Source organism: Pseudarthrobacter sp. B4EP4b (assembly GCF_006680095.1).
GTDB lineage: Bacteria > Actinomycetota > Actinomycetes > Actinomycetales > Micrococcaceae > Arthrobacter.
In genome coordinates, this window is record NZ_VHIJ01000008.1 from 41,798 (window position 1) to 57,108 (window position 15,311).

18 protein-coding genes are annotated in these 15,311 nt (G+C 64.0%); 9 read left to right on the forward strand and 9 right to left on the reverse strand.

Annotation, left to right across the window (positions count from 1 at the left end; all coding sequences use genetic code 11):
• Nucleotides 1–53: 53 nt before the first annotated feature.
• The 8 genes from FNL14_RS02990 to FNL14_RS03025 all read left to right on the forward strand — a co-directional run bounded on the left by FNL14_RS02990 (nucleotide 54) and on the right by FNL14_RS03025 (nucleotide 5,368).
• The gene (locus tag FNL14_RS02990; protein ID WP_142057509.1) at nucleotides 54–1,049 is read left to right on the forward strand and encodes a P1 family peptidase; all 996 of its coding nucleotides are present in this window, start codon (nucleotides 54–56) and stop codon (nucleotides 1,047–1,049) included.
• A gap of 172 nt (nucleotides 1,050–1,221) precedes the next feature.
• Nucleotides 1,222–1,443 carry a translation initiation factor IF-1 gene (infA, locus tag FNL14_RS02995; RefSeq protein WP_009358723.1) on the forward strand — a complete coding sequence of 74 codons (222 nt, stop codon included), beginning with the start codon at nucleotides 1,222–1,224 and terminating at the stop codon, nucleotides 1,441–1,443.
• 70 nt (nucleotides 1,444–1,513) lie between these two features.
• A complete protein-coding gene (gene rpmJ, locus FNL14_RS03000) occupies nucleotides 1,514–1,627 on the forward strand; it encodes a 50S ribosomal protein L36 (RefSeq protein WP_009358722.1) in 114 nt (37 codons plus the stop codon).
• 174 nt (nucleotides 1,628–1,801) lie between these two features.
• Nucleotides 1,802–2,176, forward strand: coding sequence for a 30S ribosomal protein S13 (rpsM, locus tag FNL14_RS03005; protein ID WP_003803743.1), 375 nt, complete (start codon nucleotides 1,802–1,804; stop codon nucleotides 2,174–2,176).
• 55 nt (nucleotides 2,177–2,231) lie between these two features.
• Nucleotides 2,232–2,633 (forward strand): 30S ribosomal protein S11, encoded by a 402-nt coding sequence (gene rpsK, locus FNL14_RS03010; protein ID WP_018760435.1) that lies wholly within the window; start codon nucleotides 2,232–2,234, stop codon nucleotides 2,631–2,633.
• A gap of 131 nt (nucleotides 2,634–2,764) precedes the next feature.
• Nucleotides 2,765–3,775 (forward strand): DNA-directed RNA polymerase subunit alpha, encoded by a 1,011-nt coding sequence (locus tag FNL14_RS03015; RefSeq protein WP_013601812.1) that lies wholly within the window; start codon nucleotides 2,765–2,767, stop codon nucleotides 3,773–3,775.
• 70 nt (nucleotides 3,776–3,845) lie between these two features.
• Nucleotides 3,846–4,442, forward strand: a complete 597-nt coding sequence (gene rplQ, locus FNL14_RS03020) for a 50S ribosomal protein L17 (protein ID WP_142057511.1) — start codon at nucleotides 3,846–3,848, stop codon at nucleotides 4,440–4,442.
• A gap of 32 nt (nucleotides 4,443–4,474) precedes the next feature.
• A complete protein-coding gene (locus FNL14_RS03025) occupies nucleotides 4,475–5,368 on the forward strand; it encodes a tRNA pseudouridine(38-40) synthase TruA (protein WP_181762525.1) in 894 nt (297 codons plus the stop codon).
• Here FNL14_RS03025 and FNL14_RS03030 read toward each other — a convergent pair.
• Nucleotides 5,365–7,032 (reverse strand): cell wall metabolism sensor histidine kinase WalK, encoded by a 1,668-nt coding sequence (locus tag FNL14_RS03030; RefSeq protein ID WP_142057513.1) that lies wholly within the window; start codon nucleotides 7,030–7,032, stop codon nucleotides 5,365–5,367. The genes FNL14_RS03025 and FNL14_RS03030 overlap by 4 nt on opposite strands.
• A gap of 255 nt (nucleotides 7,033–7,287) precedes the next feature.
• Here FNL14_RS03030 and FNL14_RS03035 point away from each other — a divergent pair, with 255 nt between their 5' ends.
• Nucleotides 7,288–8,079: a response regulator transcription factor gene (locus tag FNL14_RS03035; RefSeq protein ID WP_142057515.1), complete on the forward strand. Its 792-nt coding sequence runs from the start codon at nucleotides 7,288–7,290 to the stop codon at nucleotides 8,077–8,079.
• 11 nt (nucleotides 8,080–8,090) lie between these two features.
• Here FNL14_RS03035 and FNL14_RS03040 read toward each other — a convergent pair whose 3' ends face one another.
• The 8 genes from FNL14_RS03040 to FNL14_RS03075 all read right to left on the reverse strand — a co-directional run bounded on the left by FNL14_RS03040 (nucleotide 8,091) and on the right by FNL14_RS03075 (nucleotide 15,287).
• A complete protein-coding gene (locus tag FNL14_RS03040; RefSeq protein ID WP_091415090.1) occupies nucleotides 8,091–8,555 on the reverse strand; it encodes an Hpt domain-containing protein in 465 nt (154 codons plus the stop codon).
• Between the two features lie 93 nt (nucleotides 8,556–8,648).
• Complete coding sequence (locus FNL14_RS03045) at nucleotides 8,649–9,533, reverse strand: type II secretion system F family protein (RefSeq protein WP_142057517.1); 885 nt, start codon at nucleotides 9,531–9,533, stop codon at nucleotides 8,649–8,651.
• A gap of 7 nt (nucleotides 9,534–9,540) precedes the next feature.
• A complete protein-coding gene (locus FNL14_RS03050; protein WP_142057519.1) occupies nucleotides 9,541–10,473 on the reverse strand; it encodes a type II secretion system F family protein in 933 nt (310 codons plus the stop codon).
• An 8-nt stretch (nucleotides 10,474–10,481) separates the two neighbouring features.
• Entirely contained in the window at nucleotides 10,482–11,978 is a 1,497-nt protein-coding gene (locus FNL14_RS03055; RefSeq protein WP_142057521.1) for a CpaF family protein, read from the reverse strand.
• Nucleotides 11,978–13,171 carry an AAA family ATPase gene (locus FNL14_RS03060; protein WP_091415099.1) on the reverse strand — a complete coding sequence of 398 codons (1,194 nt, stop codon included), beginning with the start codon at nucleotides 13,169–13,171 and terminating at the stop codon, nucleotides 11,978–11,980. Before FNL14_RS03060 ends, FNL14_RS03055 begins: the two co-directional genes overlap by 1 nt.
• Nucleotides 13,168–13,911, reverse strand: coding sequence for a Flp pilus assembly protein CpaB (cpaB, locus tag FNL14_RS03065; protein ID WP_142057523.1), 744 nt, complete (start codon nucleotides 13,909–13,911; stop codon nucleotides 13,168–13,170). Before cpaB ends, FNL14_RS03060 begins: the two co-directional genes overlap by 4 nt.
• Nucleotides 13,912–13,944: 33 nt before the next feature.
• Nucleotides 13,945–14,910 (reverse strand): pilus assembly protein TadG-related protein, encoded by a 966-nt coding sequence (locus FNL14_RS03070; protein WP_142057525.1) that lies wholly within the window; start codon nucleotides 14,908–14,910, stop codon nucleotides 13,945–13,947.
• Nucleotides 14,898–15,287: a TadE family protein gene (locus tag FNL14_RS03075; RefSeq protein WP_142057527.1), complete on the reverse strand. Its 390-nt coding sequence runs from the start codon at nucleotides 15,285–15,287 to the stop codon at nucleotides 14,898–14,900. Before FNL14_RS03075 ends, FNL14_RS03070 begins: the two co-directional genes overlap by 13 nt.
• Nucleotides 15,288–15,311: the final 24 nt, after the last annotated feature.

A 15,311-nucleotide genomic window follows, 5' to 3' on the forward strand; every position in this document is an offset into this window, starting at 1 on the left:
CACACCCCCCCCCGCCCCGCTACTCAGTTGGGGGAGGGGGAACAATGGGTGCCATGGGAGCAATCACCGATGTGCCCGGGATCCGGGTTGGCCACGTACAGAAGACCGACGACGGCTGGCTGACCGGGGTTACGGTGGTCCTGCCGCCGCCAGGCACCATCGGATCAGTTGACGTCCAGGGCGGCGGACCGGCCACCCACGAAACGGACGCGCTCGACCCCACCACCCTGGTCAGCGCTGTTCACGCCGTGGTCCTCACCGGCGGCAGCGCGTACGGGCTGGCTTCGGCAACCGGCGCCCAGCTGTGGTGCGAGGAGAACGGCCGCGGGTTCCCCGTCCCCGGGGGAGTGGTGCCCATCGTCCCGGCGGCGGCGATCTTCGACCTGGGCCGCGGAGGCGACTTTTCAGCGCGACCGACGGCGGACATGGGCTACGCGGCAACCGCCGCCGCTGCTGCGGAGAAGGACGGGCACGACGTCGGACGCGGCAACTTGGGCGCGGGCACCGGAGCAGTCATCGCCCGGACATACAAAGGCGGAGTAGGTACGGCATCGGTCACGCTCGAAAACGGCGTTGTTGTCGGAGCAATTGCCATAGTCAACGCGCTTGGGCTCCCGCTCGACACGACGACCCAGCAGGCGGAGCCCGGCAGCGTGCGTCTAAGCGAGGAACGAGCGAGCACGCCGAGGGCTTCGGCTGATGGGGCGGAACCCAGCAACGGCGCCCCGCTGAACACCACGCTTGTCGTCGTCGCCACGAACGCAGTTCTGGATGTGGCCGAGTGCAAGCGGACTGCTTCGGCTTCGCATGCCGGGATTGCTAGGGCGCTCAATCCGAGTCACACGCTTGGTGATGGGGACACGGTCTTCTGCCTTTCCACCCAAGCTGTGGCACTTGACCGCAGCGACGAAGCTGCCCGGCAGATCAGCCTCATCACGCTGCAAAGTGCGGCAGCCGACGTCGTCCGTTTGGCCATCCTCGACGGCGTGGCCAGCGCCCGGGCCGTGAGCACTCCGGCGGGGGATTATGGTGTGTACGGCACCGGGTAGGTTACTATGGCCGATTTAACTTTTACGGCGATACAGAGTAGTGTTGTTTGTTGGTTGTCTGGACTGCCACGCCCTTTTGGGGCCTGAAGCTGACAATCGATCCAACAAAAACGTTCGTGGTCATGCCCGGTGCAATCCGGCGGGACTGCGGCAACAACAGTTAGCGGAGGGTATGGCCAAGAAGGACGGGGTCATTGAGATCGAAGGCGTTGTGACTGAGGCGCTGCCTAACGCGATGTTTCGCGTTGAGCTCACCAACAAGCACATCGTACTGGCACACATCTCTGGAAAGATGCGTCAGCACTACATCAGGATTCTCCCTGAGGACCGCGTAGTGGTGGAGCTGAGCCCGTACGACCTCACCCGTGGTCGTATCGTCTACCGCTACAAGTAAATTGCTGGGCGGCCTCAGTGTGAACTGAACGCCGTTCCAGTTGACCAACTGTTACACGCAAAGGAATGCCATGAAGGTCAAGCCGAGCGTCAAGCAGATCTGCGAAAAGTGCAAAGTGATCCGCCGTAATGGCCGGGTCATGGTGATCTGCGAGAACCCGCGCCACAAGCAGCGCCAGGGCTAATTCCCTTCATCGGGAATTCCTGGGTTGCTAACCCACGCAAGTAAATAAAGGCAGCACAAGCTGATCTGGGACGTATGGAGCCCGGACAGCTAACCCCCGGTCGGAGGCTGGGGCCGCATGGAACATGCGGGTGTACTGCCTACGACCTCCGGTTTATCAAGGAGTACTGCCACTATGGCTCGTCTCGCTGGCGTAGACATTCCCCGCGAAAAGCGGCTGGAAATTGCGCTTACTTACATCTACGGCGTGGGCAAGACCCGTGCACACGAAACCCTGGCTGCCACTGGCATCAGCGCTGACGTTCGCGTCAAGGACCTGACTGATGCCCAGCTGGTTGAGCTGCGTGACTACATTGAAGGCAACTACAAGGTTGAGGGTGACCTTCGCCGCGAAGTAGCAGCAGATATCCGCCGCAAGGTTGAAATCGGCAGCTACGAAGGCCTGCGCCACCGCAAGGGCCTGCCCGTACGCGGTCAGCGTACGAAGACGAACGCACGTACCCGCAAGGGCCCGAAGCGCACCGTCGCCGGCAAGAAGAAGGCCCGTTAAAATCCCCGCCCGGGATTTATGGACTTTCCCCCAATAACTTTCTGTAGGAGAAATAATGCCCCCGAAGACTCGTGGCGCGGTTCGCAAGCCGCGTAAGAAGGACAAGAAGAATATCGCGCTTGGCCAGGCGCACATCAAGAGCACGTTTAACAACACCATCGTTTCCATCACGGATCCGTCCGGCGCTGTTATCTCTTGGGCTTCCTCAGGTGAGGTTGGCTTCAAGGGCTCGCGTAAGTCCACCCCGTTCGCTGCCCAGATGGCTGCCGAGGCTGCTGCAAAGCGCGCCCAGGAGCACGGCATGCGCAAGGTTGACGTTTTCGTGAAGGGCCCGGGCTCGGGACGCGAAACCGCGATCCGTTCGCTGCAGGCCGCAGGCCTCGAGGTTGGCTCCATCCAGGACGTCACCCCCGCCGCCCACAACGGCTGCCGTCCGCCGAAGCGCCGCCGCGTCTAAGGCTTCCAGCGCCGTTTGAGCTTGCCCGGACCATCGATGGCCCGGGCAAGCCCAGCGCGTTAAGTCTTCAGACCGAATTTCCACCACCTGTGTTGCGTCATATAGCGGATGCTCGCCGAAAGGAAACCTAAGTGCTCATTGCACAGCGCCCCACCCTCTCCGAAGAGGTAGTCTCCGAAAACCGTTCGCGTTTCATCATTGAACCGCTGGAACCGGGCTTCGGCTACACCCTCGGAAACTCCCTCCGCCGTACCCTGCTCTCCTCCATCCCCGGTGCTGCCGTAACCAGCATCCGGATCGATGGCGTGCTGCACGAGTTCACCACGGTTCCGGGTGTCAAGGAAGATGTCACTGAGATCATCCTGAACATCAAGAGCCTGTCGGTCTCCTCCGAGCACGATGAGCCGGTTGTTGCTTACCTGCGCAAGCAGGGCCCCGGAGTCGTCACCGCCGCGGACATCGCTCCGCCGGCCGGCGTCGAATTCCACAACCCGGATCTGCACATCGCCACGCTGAACTCGAAGGGCAAGTTCGAACTCGAACTGACCATCGAGCGCGGCCGCGGCTACGTTTCGGCAGCTCAGAACAAGTCCGGCGACGCAGAGATCGGCCGTATCCCGGTCGACTCCATCTACTCGCCGGTGCTGAAGGTTACTTTCCGCGTGGAAGCAACCCGTGTTGAGCAGCGCACCGACTTCGACAAGCTGATTGTCGACGTCGAGACCAAGCAGGCCATCGCCCCGCGCGATGCTGTTGCTTCCGCAGGCACCACCCTGGTGGAGCTCTTCGGTCTGGCACGTGAGCTGAACACCGCAGCTGAAGGTATCGAGATCGGCCCGTCGCCCACCGACGCTGCCCTGGCAGCCGACATGGCACTGCCGATCGAGGATCTGGACCTCACCGTCCGTTCCTACAACTGCCTCAAGCGTGAGGGCATCCACACCGTGGGTGAACTCGTTGCCCGCTCCGAGGCTGACCTGATGGACATCCGCAACTTCGGTGCAAAGTCCATTGACGAGGTCAAGGCAAAGCTGGTTGAACTGGGCCTGTCCCTCAAGGACTCGCCTCCCGGTTTTGACCTCGCAGCACGCGCCGCAGCAATCGAAGAGGACGACGCCGCCTTCGGCGACGACGAACTCTAAACCAGACCTGGCCGGCGGGCAGGCACCATGGTGTGCAGGGCCCACGGCTTCCATTTGAGGAGAAACAATTATGCCTACCCCCACTAAGGGTCCGCGCCTCGGAGGCGGCCCGGCTCACGAGCGCCTCATGCTCGCGAACCTGGCAGCATCCCTGTTCGAGCACAAGCGGATCACCACCACGGTGACCAAGGCCAAGCGCCTGAAGCCGTACGCAGAGCGCCTGGTGACTTTCGCCAAGCGTGGCGACCTCGCTTCCCGCCGCCGGGTCCTCGGCCTGATCAGCAACAAGGGCGTCGTCCACGAGCTGTTCACCGATATTGCCCAGGCAGTGGAGAACCGCGACGGCGGCTACACCCGCATCACCAAGATCGGCAACCGCAAGGGTGACAACGCTCCCATGGCTGTCATCGAACTGGTTCTCGAGCCGGTTTCCGCCAAGCAGGCTGTTGTAGCCGAGGCTACCGCGGCTGCCAAGCGCGACGCAGAGAAGGCTGCTCCGGCCGCCGAGGAAGCTCCCGAGGCTGAGGTCGCCGAGACTCCTGCTGCTGATGAAGCTACGGAGGCTCCGGCCGCTGAAGAAGCTGCAACCGAAGAGGCTGCTACCGAAGAGGCTCCGGCCGCTGAGGAAGCTGAAGCTCCGGCAGCCGAAGAGAAGGACGCGAAGTAATTCGCTGATTTTCTTCGCATAGACTTGAGTCTATGAACGACCAAAAACCCGCGGCCCCCGTATTGGGGGGCGGCGGGTTTTTGCGTGTCCGGCTGGATTTGTCGTACGACGGCGGCCCCTTCAGCGGGTGGGCCCTGCAGCCGGGCCTGCGGACCGTCCAGGGCGCCCTTGAAGAGGCCCTGCAGCTTCTGATCCGGCGCCCCATCCGAGTGACGGTCGCCGGACGCACCGACGCCGGCGTGCACGCCCGGGGCCAGGTGGTCCACCTGGACCTCACGGAAGCCGAGTGGCAGGGACTGCCGCGAGGGCACGAACTGGATCCCGCCGTCGCCATGCTCCGAAGGATCCGCGGCGCCCTCAGCCGCATCCTCGGCGATCTGACCGGGGCAGTGGAGGTGCACCGCATCTCGCTGGCGCCGGAAGGTTTTGACGCCCGGTTCTCGGCGCTCTGGCGCCGCTACAGCTACCGCATCGCGGACGGGCCTGCGCTCTGGGATCCGCTGGGCCGGTACTCCACGCTGTGGCATAAAAACCCGTTGGACGTGTCGCTGCTGAACGAGGGCGCCTCGAAGCTGCTGGGGCTCCAGAACTTCCTGTCTTTCTGCAAGCCGCGGGAGGGCGCCACCACCATCCGTGAGTTGCAGAGTTTTGAATTCGCGCGCGGGGAAGACGGCGTCATTGTGGCCACCGTCCAGGCGGACGCCTTCTGCCACAATATGGTGCGCGCCCTGATCGGCTCCGCCCTGTATGTGGGCGAGGGCGTGGAGGAGCCGGGCTGGTTGCATGAGCGGCTGCTGGCGCAGAAACGCGATGCCAAGTCCGTGCTGGCAGCCCCGCACCCGCTGGTGCTCGAGGAAGTGGCCTACCCGTCCGACGACGAGCTCCTGGCCCGCGCCGAGCTCACCCGGGCGCTACGGGAGTACTAGAAGGACGGCGGCGGGCCCTCGGCCGGCAGGGTCAGGGTGAACGTGCTGCCTTGTCCCTCCCCGCTGACGCAGGTGATCTGCCCGCCGTGGCGTTCCACAATCATTTTGGTGATCGACAGGCCGAGCCCGGCGCCGCTGATGGCCGCGTCCCGGGCGGAATCGGTCCGGAAGAAGCGCTTGAAGACCCTCTCCCTGTCCTCGTTGCTGATGCCCATGCCGGTGTCGCTGACGCTGAGCTGCACCCACTCCCTGGTGCTGCGGGCGCTGATACGGACGTTGCCGCCGCCGGGGGAGTACTTGATGGCGTTTGATACCAGGTTGTCCAGTGCCTGGCCGATCCGGAGCGGATCCGCGTAGGCCCACAGGGGCGAGGGAACGTCCGCTGACAGATGGATGTTGGCCAGCTCGGCCTGGGCCTGGGCTGAGCCGATGGTGGTTTCCACGAGGCTCGCCAGGTCTGTCCGCTTCGGGTGGACATTGAGAGCCGCCGACGCCGACGCCGACAGGTCAGCCACCAGTGCCAGCAGCCGCTCGGCGTTCCGCTGCACCACCACGAGGCGCTGGGCCACCTGCGGCGGCAAGGCTGCGTCGTTGTCGAGCACCAGGTCAACGTTGCCGATGATGGAGTTCAGCGGCGTTTTGAACTCGTGGGTCACGTTGGAGACCAGCTCATGGTTGGCCGCCAGCGACTCCACCCAGCCGGTCACGTCGGTGTAGACGACGACGGCGCCGGTAAGCTGGCCGTCCTCATTCACCAGCGGGCGGGCGGCCGTGGACACTGCGCGCTGGTCAGCTCCGTCCCCGGCCCACACCAGGTAGTCGGCGAAGGATTCACCGGCGATGGCCCGGCTGATGGGCCGCTTTCCCGGAGGCAGCAGGGTCCGCCGGTCCGGTCCGAAGATCAGCTGGTGGCCCTGCCCGGGAACGGTGTCGTCAGCGCGGGTGGCCTGGCGGAAGTTCCGCTGCCGGCTGTTGGACACCAGGAAGTGGCCTGACCGGTCCACGGCGGCGATTCCGACGTCGGTGGCGTCCAGGACTGTCTCGAGCAGCTTTTCGCGCTCCCTGCTCGCCCGCAGAAGTTCGCGCAGTTCCCTGTCCTTCTCCGCCAGCTCACGCTGCTGCAGGCGGACGTGCGCACTCGCGAACCTGATGGCCAGGGACACCGCGAGCGTCATGAGGGGAAAGAGGAACGTACTGGTGATGTCCGAGGCGGTCAGGTTTGGGAACCGTCCGGCGAGGGTGGGGACCATGATGAACATGGGACCAAAAAAGCTCAGGACCAGGCTGCTGCGGGTGAGCATCCCCGAGGCGGAAAGCCAGATCACCGGGAATACAGCCAGGACGGCCAACCCTGGGAGCAGCGGAGCGGCGCCGTTCCGGAGCAGGCCGATGGAGACGAAGTCCAGGATGGGAATCAGCAGGTAGGGGCGGTGCGCCAGCCGCTCCCATGGGACCAGGAGGCAACCGAGGAAAAGTGCGCCGGAAAGGATGATCCCGGCCAGATACATCGGGCTGTGCAGCAGCGTGGGCCAGGCAAAGGGCGTGGCTACGGCGAGGGCGGCGACGATCAGGGTCAGGGGCAGCTGGCACAGAGCCACTTGCGAGCGGGGCCCGAGCCGCTGGAAAATCCGTGCGGATCGGCGGGGAAAGAGACGGTCAGCCATTAACTATGCCTGGGCCATGCCGGACGATAATAGGACTTTCGGGCGCAGGTGCATACAAATTCCTGTAAGGCACCTTGGCACACATCCTCTCTGACTCGTAATCCACATGTTCTGTCATAATAATTGACTTTTCAAATGCCATGTTGAAACAGGTGTCATCAGCCTCGGTTCCTTGTAGCGTATAAAGGGTTGGAGTGGGAATGGCATTGGCGCTGGGCCAATGGGGGGCCATGACCGCCTGGCGCAGGGATATCAATGGACGATCTTGGTGTGGCTGTAGTTATCGAAGACGATGCCGATGTGCGAAACCTCCTGGAAGGAGTGTTGAGCCAGGCCGGCTTCGAGGTGCATACAGCAGTTGACGGACGGGCCGGCGTGGAAGTGGTCCGTATGAAGCAGGCTAACGTGGTGACGCTGGACATCGGGCTGCCGGACATCGACGGCCTCGAGGTGTTGCGGCGCATCCGCAACTTCAGTAACGCTTACATAGTGATGCTCACTGGCCGCACTGAGGAGCCGGACCTGTTGTCCGCCCTCAATGCCGGCGCCGATGACTACATTGCCAAGCCGTTCCGGCCGCGGGAGCTGCGGGCCCGCGTATCGGCAATGATGCGCAGGCCCCGGCATGAGATCACCGGGGAAAAGCCCGCGTTGGCGGGGTGGGGAGCCGCGCCCGCAGCGGCAGCCCGTCCCGATGACGCGGCAGTGCTGCACCATAATGGCCTGGAGCTGAACCACCGCACGCGCACCGTGGAAATCAAGGGGGAACCGCTTGGCCTCACCCGCAGCGAGTTCGACCTGCTGCACGTGCTCCTGCGCGGCGGCGGGGCAGTCTGCACGCGCCAAGACCTGGTGCGGGCAGTCCGCGGCGACTTCTACGAGGAAGATACCTACATCAGCGAGGCCGACGAGCGGGCTGTTGAAGTCCACATCGGCAACTTGCGGCGAAAGCTGAAAGAAGACCCCGTTGCACCCCGCTGGCTGCAGACTGTCCGCGGCGTGGGGTACCGACTGGCCCCCAGCAGGCAGGACGCGGCGCAGGGCTGACTTGGTGCCGTTCAGCCGTTCTTGAGAATGTACGTGGATTGGAGCTCGGACACTGTTTGGACCCCGTCCTGGGCAACCCGCGCCATCAGGACCTGTCCTTGGCCGAAGTCACCCTGCCGGATGAGCGTCTCCAGCAGCTCCGCAAGTTTTGCCAGCCGCACTCCGCCCACCATGGCTGAGCTGATCTTCAGGCTGATGGCGGCGTCCAGGGCGGATTCACTGTCCTGGCTGTGGACCGCGGCGGCCAGCCGCGCGCAGCGCTGGTCCCACATGGCCGCGTAGTCGCGGGCGAACCTTTGGGCGAGCCCGGAGCCGGCCAGTTCGTCTTCGAGCTCCTCGAGTACGGCGGCGTCAACGAGGGGCAAGAGCCCGGCCGCTTCCTGTGAGAGGACGGAACCGGTAAGTGCTGTGATCCCGGGCCGCGGTGGCTCCGCAGCTGTGCTCCTGTCGCTGGAGCCGGGATCTGGACTTTGCATTCTTCAAGGCTACTTCCTGCAATTCGATGGTTGTCCTATTTCGGGTGATCCTGTGTAAACCTTGAGGGATCCTTGGGCCTGGTTCTGGGGCCCCTATTGTCCGCTGAATGTCGCGATGGTATTGATGACGGCCGGTCCGAGAATTGCGATGAACAGCACCGGGAAAATGAAGAACAACAGCGGGAACAGGATCATCACCGGAAGTTTCATGGCCTTTTCCTCGGCGCGCTGGCGGCGTTTTACCCGCATCACTTTCGCCTGCACCCGCAGCACCCTGCTGATCGCGATGCCGTAAGTGTCCGCCTGCACCACTGCCTGCACAAAGCTGCGCAGCTCCGGTATGTTGGTCCGCTCGGCCAGGGCGAGGTAGGACTCGCGGCGGCTGCGGCCCACCTGCATGTCCTGCAGCGTCCGTACCAGTTCCTCGGCCAGGGGTCCTTTGCCGTTGTCGCCGGCGCGGGCCATGGCACCCTCAAAGCCCAGCCCTGCCTCAACAGAGATCAGCATTTGGTCCAGGGTGTTGGCCAGTTCCAGCTGAATGACCTTCTGGCGCTCCAGCCCCTTGCTGTAGAGCAGCAGGTCCGGGATGAAGTAGCCCAGGAACAGCAGGAACAGCCCCGCCAGCTTCATCAGGGGCGTGCTGCCCACCGAGCTCAGATAGATACCGGCGGCAACGCCCGCCGCCCCGATGCCGAGCTTGGACCCCAGAACTTTCCCCAGTGGCATGGACACGGGCCTGCCGGCCAGGGCCAACAAGCGGTCAAGGAACGCGACATAGGCAGGAGGGGTGAGCCGGCGGCCGATGCCTTCGAGCAGGCCCGGTTTGGCGGCGGGAGCGGCCGCCAGCGGTGCGGCCCCGCGGGACAGCAGATCGCTGACCGCCATGCGGCCCTGCCTGTCCACCGTGAGGGCGGACCAGGCGAGGCCGGCCACGGGGACGCAGACCAGCAGGACGGAGAGGAGAACTATCAGGTTCATGGCGTCCTCAAAACTTCAGGTCGATGATCTTGCGCATCCAGAGTGCGCCGATGGTCATGAGGACAAACGATGCACCGATCATCACCCAGCCCAGGGGATGGGTGAACATGGAGTTCATGTAGTTCGGGCTGACGGCCAGCAGCATGGCCACGATGCCGAAGGGCATGGCAATGAGGATGTAGGCAGAGAACTTGCCCTCAGCCGCCAAAGCCTTGATGTGTCCCTTGATTTCGGCGCGCTCGCGGATGGTTTCGTTTACCTGGTCCAGGACGTCCGCCAGGTTGCCGCCCACCTCGCGGTTGATCTGGATGGCTTGGGAAATCCAGACGAAGTCCTCGTTCTTCATCCGGTCAGCGGTGTCGTTGAGGGCAGCCAGCAGGTCCCGGCCCAGGCTGGTTTCGGTAATCACCCGACGCATCTCTTCCGACGTCGGCTTCTGGGACTCGGCGCCGGCTGCATCGATGGCGCGCAAAATACTGTGGCCGGCCCGGAGGCCTCCCGAGAGGAGCTGGAGGGTGTCGCCGAGCTGGCTGTCGAACGCGGCACGGCGTTTTCCGGCGAGGAATCCCAGGACCAATTTCCCCACGAAGGGTGCCAGAAGAGCCAGCAGGATTCCCACCAGTGGTCCGACGGTGACCACACCCACCAGCATGCCAACGCATGCCCCGATTCCCACCAGCAGGAAGAACTCCGCCTGGCTCAGCCGAAGCCCGGCGTCTTCGAGTTTCGCCCGCGAGAAGAGGGTGATGTTCCTTCCGTGCAGGAGCCGTTCGAAGGACCGGACGCCGGAGAGCGCCAGGCGGGAGATCGATGACGGCGGCTCGGGCTCAAAGGGACGGCGGCGGTCGAGCGGCACGTCCGGCGTGCTCGGCAGCAGCACCGACACGCCTAGCAGGCTGACGGCCAGCAGCAGGATGACTGCTCCAACAGCGAGGATCACGGCTGTGCCTATCTTCCGGGTGTTTGGGTTGCGGGATTTTGGGGGCCGGCGAAGACGCTGGGGGAGACGTGGATGCCCAGGTCCTCGAACCGGTCGATGAACCGGGGCCGGATTCCGGTGGCAACGGGTTTGCCGAGGAAGCGGCCATGGGCGTCCACTCCGGCGGAGTAGTCGAAGACGAATGCGTCCTGGAGGGTCACGATGTCCCCTTCCATGCCCTGGACTTCGGTGACGTGCGTGATGCGGCGTGAGCCGTCGCGGAGCCTGGAGATCTGGACGATGAGGTTGACGGCCGAGGCGATCTGCTCGCGGATGGCCCGCAGCGGCAGGTCCATCCCGGCCATCAGGACCAGCGTTTCGAGCCGGGCAACGGCGTCGCGGGGCGAGTTGGAGTGCACGGTGGACAGGGAGCCGTCGTGGCCGGTGTTCATGGCCTGGAGCATGTCCAGCGATTCCCCGCCACGGACCTCACCCACCACAATCCGGTCCGGGCGCATACGCAGGGAGTTGCGCAGAAGTTCGCGGATGGTTACGGCACCCTTGCCCTCGGTGTTCGGCGGCCTGCTTTCGAGACGGACCACGTGCTGCTGCTGGATCTGGAGTTCCACGGCGTCCTCGATGGTGACGATCCGTTCATCGGACGGGAGGAAGGAGGACAACACGTTGAGCAGGGTAGTCTTGCCGGTTCCCGTACCGCCGGACACGATGATGTTGAGCTTGGCCTTGACGCAGGCGTTGAGCAGCTCGGCCATCTCCGGGGTCAGGGTTCCGAAGTCGATCAGGTTCCGGACCGTCAACGGGGTCTTGCTGAACTTTCGGATGGTCAGCGACGAGCCGCCCACTGCCAGCGGCGGGATCACGGCGTTGACACGCGAGCCGTCCTCCAATCGCGCATCCACCAGCGGGGAGGACTCGTCAATGCGGCGGCCCACCTTGGAGACGATGCGCTCAATGACCTTGCGCAGGTGCTCCTCTGAGCTGAACCGGGACTCGGTGAGCGTGAGCTTTCCTTTGCGCTCCACATAGATCTGGTCCATGCGGTTGACCATGATTTCCGTGACGGCGGGATCGTCCAGCAGGCGCTGGAGCGGTCCGAAGCCTAAAACGTCATCAGCCACATCCTGGACGAGACGGGTGCGCTCCTCCGGAGTGAGGGGTACCTGCTCGGCGTCAATGATCCGGGTCAGTTCCTCCTTGGCGGTGGCCCGCAGCTCCTTCTCGGTGACAGCCGCGTCATTGAAGCGCGTCCCCATCTTCTCGAAAAGGGCGCTGGCCGCGCGAAACTTCATGGCTGCGAAGACATCCACGCTCGGTGCCTTGGGCACTGAGGGCGTGCCGGCGTCGTACGTTGGCGTCAGGGGAGCCTGCTGGGCCGGGGTGTGCCGCACCCCGCCGTCTTGGGAGGGGGGCACGACGGCGGGACGCGGCGGCTCGAGCACGGCAACGTTGCTGCCGCTCGCCTGGGCGCGGTCCTGGACAGCGCTGATCCGTTCGGAGAGCTTCATCAGATGACCACCCTTCGGTGAAGTTTGCGCTGGGCCTGGGCACGCCAGGCTGGGTTGAACCTCTCCACGAGCTGGCGGAGACTTTTCACGGCGGGATCCTTTTTGGATTCCTGGAGGACGGGGATGCCGCGGTTGGTGGACAGTGCCACGGCGCGGGACCGGGGGACGCTGACGTCCACGGGCGCGCCGATGGTGGATTCGACGTCGCGGACGTTAAGCCCTGCCTTGGGGTCTGCCATGTTCAGGACCACATGGCGTGATTCGGGCATGATCTCGAGTTGGCGGAGCACCTCGAGGCCGGAGCGGAGGCCGCGCAGGCTGGGGATGTCCATGGCGCTGACCCAGACCACGTCGGTGCATTGCTCCATCGCGGCGAGGCCGATTTCGGGCATGCCGGGGGCGGTGTCCAGGACCACGTACTGGAATTCGTGGGAGAGCTGTTCAACCAGGCGGCTGACCTGTTCCGGGGTGATGTGGTCCGCGTCCACCGGATTGGGGGGAGCGCAGAGGGCGTAAATGCCGGCCGGGTGCACGGTGAGGAAGGCCTTGAGGACCAGGGAGTCCTGGGCTGCTGCGGGCGTGACGGCATCCGTGACGGTGTGCTGGGGGTTGAGGTAGAGGCCGGAGGCGACGTCGCCGAACTGGAGGTCCAGGTCAACGATGACCACGCTCATGGGCGCGATCTGCCCCAGGCCGATGGCGATGTTCGTGGCCAGCGTGGTTTTGCCGACGCCGCCTTTGGGGGAGAAGACGCCGATCACCAGGCCCTTGCCGTTGGTTTCCTGGTTGCTTTCGGGGCCGCGGTGCCGGGTGGCGAAGGACTGGCAGGCCCGTTCGAGCAGGACCCGGATTTCTGCGGCGTCCGCCTGCGGGCTGAGGATGTCCCGGATGCCGGCGCGCATGGCATTGAGGAGGTGCGCGGGATCCACGTCGCTGACCAGCACCAGGCTGAGGCCGGGGACCTGGACGTCGAAGACCTTGGCGAAGCGCAGAGCTTCTTCGTAGGGCACGTCCGGTCCGATGATGAGGACTTCGGGCTGTTCCTGGTTGAGGAGGGCGAAGAGTTCGTGCGGACCGGCCGGGAGGATGTCCGACGCGATGGTCTGGACGGAGCCGCGCAGGCCGTTGGCGACGGCGGCGCGCAGCTTCTGGTCGAAGTCTCCGTTGGGGGAGAGCAGGACGAAGCGGCTCACTTGTACACCACTTCCTTGCGTTCGATCTTGGGCCCGTTGTCCTGGGCGTCCAGGGGTTCCTTGGTGAGCCAGAGGCTGCCGAACTCGGACGCGAAAATGATCTTGTTGGCGTCGAGGTCATTCACGGCGACGGTGATCATAAAGGCGCCCTGGGGGAGGGCAGTATCCTGGGACTCGCCTTCGGCGGGCTTCTCCGCGCTCGCAGCACTTTGAACAACGGTCACCAGGACTTTGCGGAGCGTAAGCTGCGTGGTTTCAGCCACGGTGTTGGGTTTGTAGGCACCATCCTTGAAGCTGAGGGCGATGCCCACGTGGTCCCCTGGGCTAATTCGACCGCCTGCCACACGCTGCGGCTCGAGCTGGAAGGAAACTTCCTGGAAGCCGGCCGGAACCTTGACGGCACCTTGGTCGGTGGCATCTGTAGGAGGCACAAGCCGTTCGGCAAGGAGCTGTTCACCCGGAATAAGGTCGACGGCGGCGACTGTGCCCGCTTTGTCGTCCAGGTTCCTCAAGGCGCTTTTTGAAACGCCAGCGGCGGGAACTTTTTCGGTGGACAATGATGCTGCGAGGTCGTTGACTGGGGTCCCTGCTGGGGCGGCTTTTTTGACGACGAGCACATCCACCGTATCGAGTGTTCGCAGGGCGCGCTGATCTGCGCCTTGCGCGTAGAAGATGATGAGGACAGCCCCCACAAGCGCCAGGGCAACGGCGGCCGTACCGGCGAGCAGGCGAGACTTCACTTTCAACTCCTGGTTGAGGGTGGTTCGGGGTGATCAGAGGGTAAGGCGGGCAATCGAAGCCCCGTAATCCGGGGTGCTGCCAAGTTCAAAACCTTCGGCCAGGGAAACGAACTTCACGAAGTAACCCCTGATGGCCTTGTTGGCCACAGCCGTCCCGGTTGTCCAGCTGATGGATGCGAAGTGGTATCCGGTGACGTGGAACGCTGCGAAGCCTTTGATGTAGTACTTGCCGCTGGAGCCGGTTCCCGTAGCTATGTCGTACAAGGGCAGGAGGACGGTCTGGTCGTTCATCTGCGTGAAATCAGCTGCGGCGCACGTTGAGGGGACGCTTGCTCCTGTGTCACTGGCGAACCAGATGCCCGAGTTGGTAGATACGCCCGCTGTGGCGGTTATGGAGCATTTTGCTGAAGTGGTCTGGATCCAGCCGAATCCGCCAGGTATTCCACCACATCCGTTCACTGATTGCTCCAGCACCTGCTCGGGGCCCTTGACGCCCCCGGCAGGAATGTTCAATTTGCAGTGAGCGATGGCCAACGGCAGGATAATGGGTCCTTTGGACGGAGTTCCCCACGCGGCGGACGAACGGGCGCCGACTTCCTTGGTTGGGATGCCGATCGCCTTGGCGAAGAAGAGGGAAACTGAGTTGTCCTTGCCCCCGGCTTCCTTGGCAGTGGTGGTGACGCTGACCTTTCGTGCCGTCTTGTCCAGTTCGATGCTGAACACCTTGCTCATGCCGTCCAGGGCGTTCTGGTTGGCGAGGCTGGTCGCGAGGCTCGACGTCGTAACGCAATCCGCATCTGCAGCGTTCCGCGCGCATTTCTGCGCGACTGCGACGGCGGCCGCGTCAGCTCCATTCTGGAGTTGTGCGCGTTCTGAGTAAATGACTCCGACGTCGACGGCGACGGCCACGAAACCCAGGAGAGTTACCAGAAGGATTGCGACGAGGACTGAGACGGCGCCGTGCTCCCGCCCTGCCTTGTCTGTCTTCAGCCGCCACATAACATGACTCCCTTGCCTGTCATGGCGAAGGGACCGGCGATGCCGGTGATGGTGGTCAGCGTGTAGCTGATGGTGAAGCTGGTCTGCGGGCTGGTCCCCGCGGGAATCATTGAGGGGCACGCTGTGCCGAACTGTATGTTGGTGTCCTGCAACCCGGGATTGAGAGAGGCTGCTGCGTTTTTCGCAGCCGACCTTGCGGCTGTCTGACTACCGGAAATAGCCATGACCCGGGCGCCGTCCCTTGCTGCGTTGGTGAGGGTGACCTGGGCGTTGTAAGCTCGGCCGAATTCGATGGTGCCCAGAACAAGCATCAAGAGGAGGGGCAGCAGGATCGCGAATTCGACGGCGGCCGCGCCGCGCTCCGAATCGTGTGACACCTGCTGCACCTCCCTCTTCAATGT

Excerpts from the sequence above, each read along its gene's own strand:
- FNL14_RS02990 (WP_142057509.1), top strand. The coding sequence starts at position 54 with ATGGGAGCAATCACCGATGTGCCCGGGATCCGGGTTGGCCACGTACAG.
- infA (WP_009358723.1), top strand. The coding sequence starts at position 1,222 with ATGGCCAAGAAGGACGGGGTCATTGAGATCGAAGGCGTTGTGACTGAG.
- rpmJ (WP_009358722.1), top strand. The coding sequence starts at position 1,514 with ATGAAGGTCAAGCCGAGCGTCAAGCAGATCTGCGAAAAGTGCAAAGTG.
- rpsM (WP_003803743.1), top strand. The coding sequence starts at position 1,802 with ATGGCTCGTCTCGCTGGCGTAGACATTCCCCGCGAAAAGCGGCTGGAA.
- rpsK (WP_018760435.1), top strand. The coding sequence starts at position 2,232 with ATGCCCCCGAAGACTCGTGGCGCGGTTCGCAAGCCGCGTAAGAAGGAC.
- rplQ (WP_142057511.1), top strand. The coding sequence starts at position 3,846 with ATGCCTACCCCCACTAAGGGTCCGCGCCTCGGAGGCGGCCCGGCTCAC.
- FNL14_RS03025 (WP_181762525.1), top strand. The coding sequence starts at position 4,475 with ATGAACGACCAAAAACCCGCGGCCCCCGTATTGGGGGGCGGCGGGTTT.
- FNL14_RS03030 (WP_142057513.1), bottom strand. The coding sequence starts at position 7,032 with ATGGCTGACCGTCTCTTTCCCCGCCGATCCGCACGGATTTTCCAGCGG.
- FNL14_RS03035 (WP_142057515.1), top strand. The coding sequence starts at position 7,288 with ATGGACGATCTTGGTGTGGCTGTAGTTATCGAAGACGATGCCGATGTG.
- FNL14_RS03040 (WP_091415090.1), bottom strand. The coding sequence starts at position 8,555 with ATGCAAAGTCCAGATCCCGGCTCCAGCGACAGGAGCACAGCTGCGGAG.
- FNL14_RS03045 (WP_142057517.1), bottom strand. The coding sequence starts at position 9,533 with ATGAACCTGATAGTTCTCCTCTCCGTCCTGCTGGTCTGCGTCCCCGTG.
- FNL14_RS03055 (WP_142057521.1), bottom strand. The coding sequence starts at position 11,978 with ATGAAGCTCTCCGAACGGATCAGCGCTGTCCAGGACCGCGCCCAGGCG.
- FNL14_RS03070 (WP_142057525.1), bottom strand. The coding sequence starts at position 14,910 with ATGTGGCGGCTGAAGACAGACAAGGCAGGGCGGGAGCACGGCGCCGTC.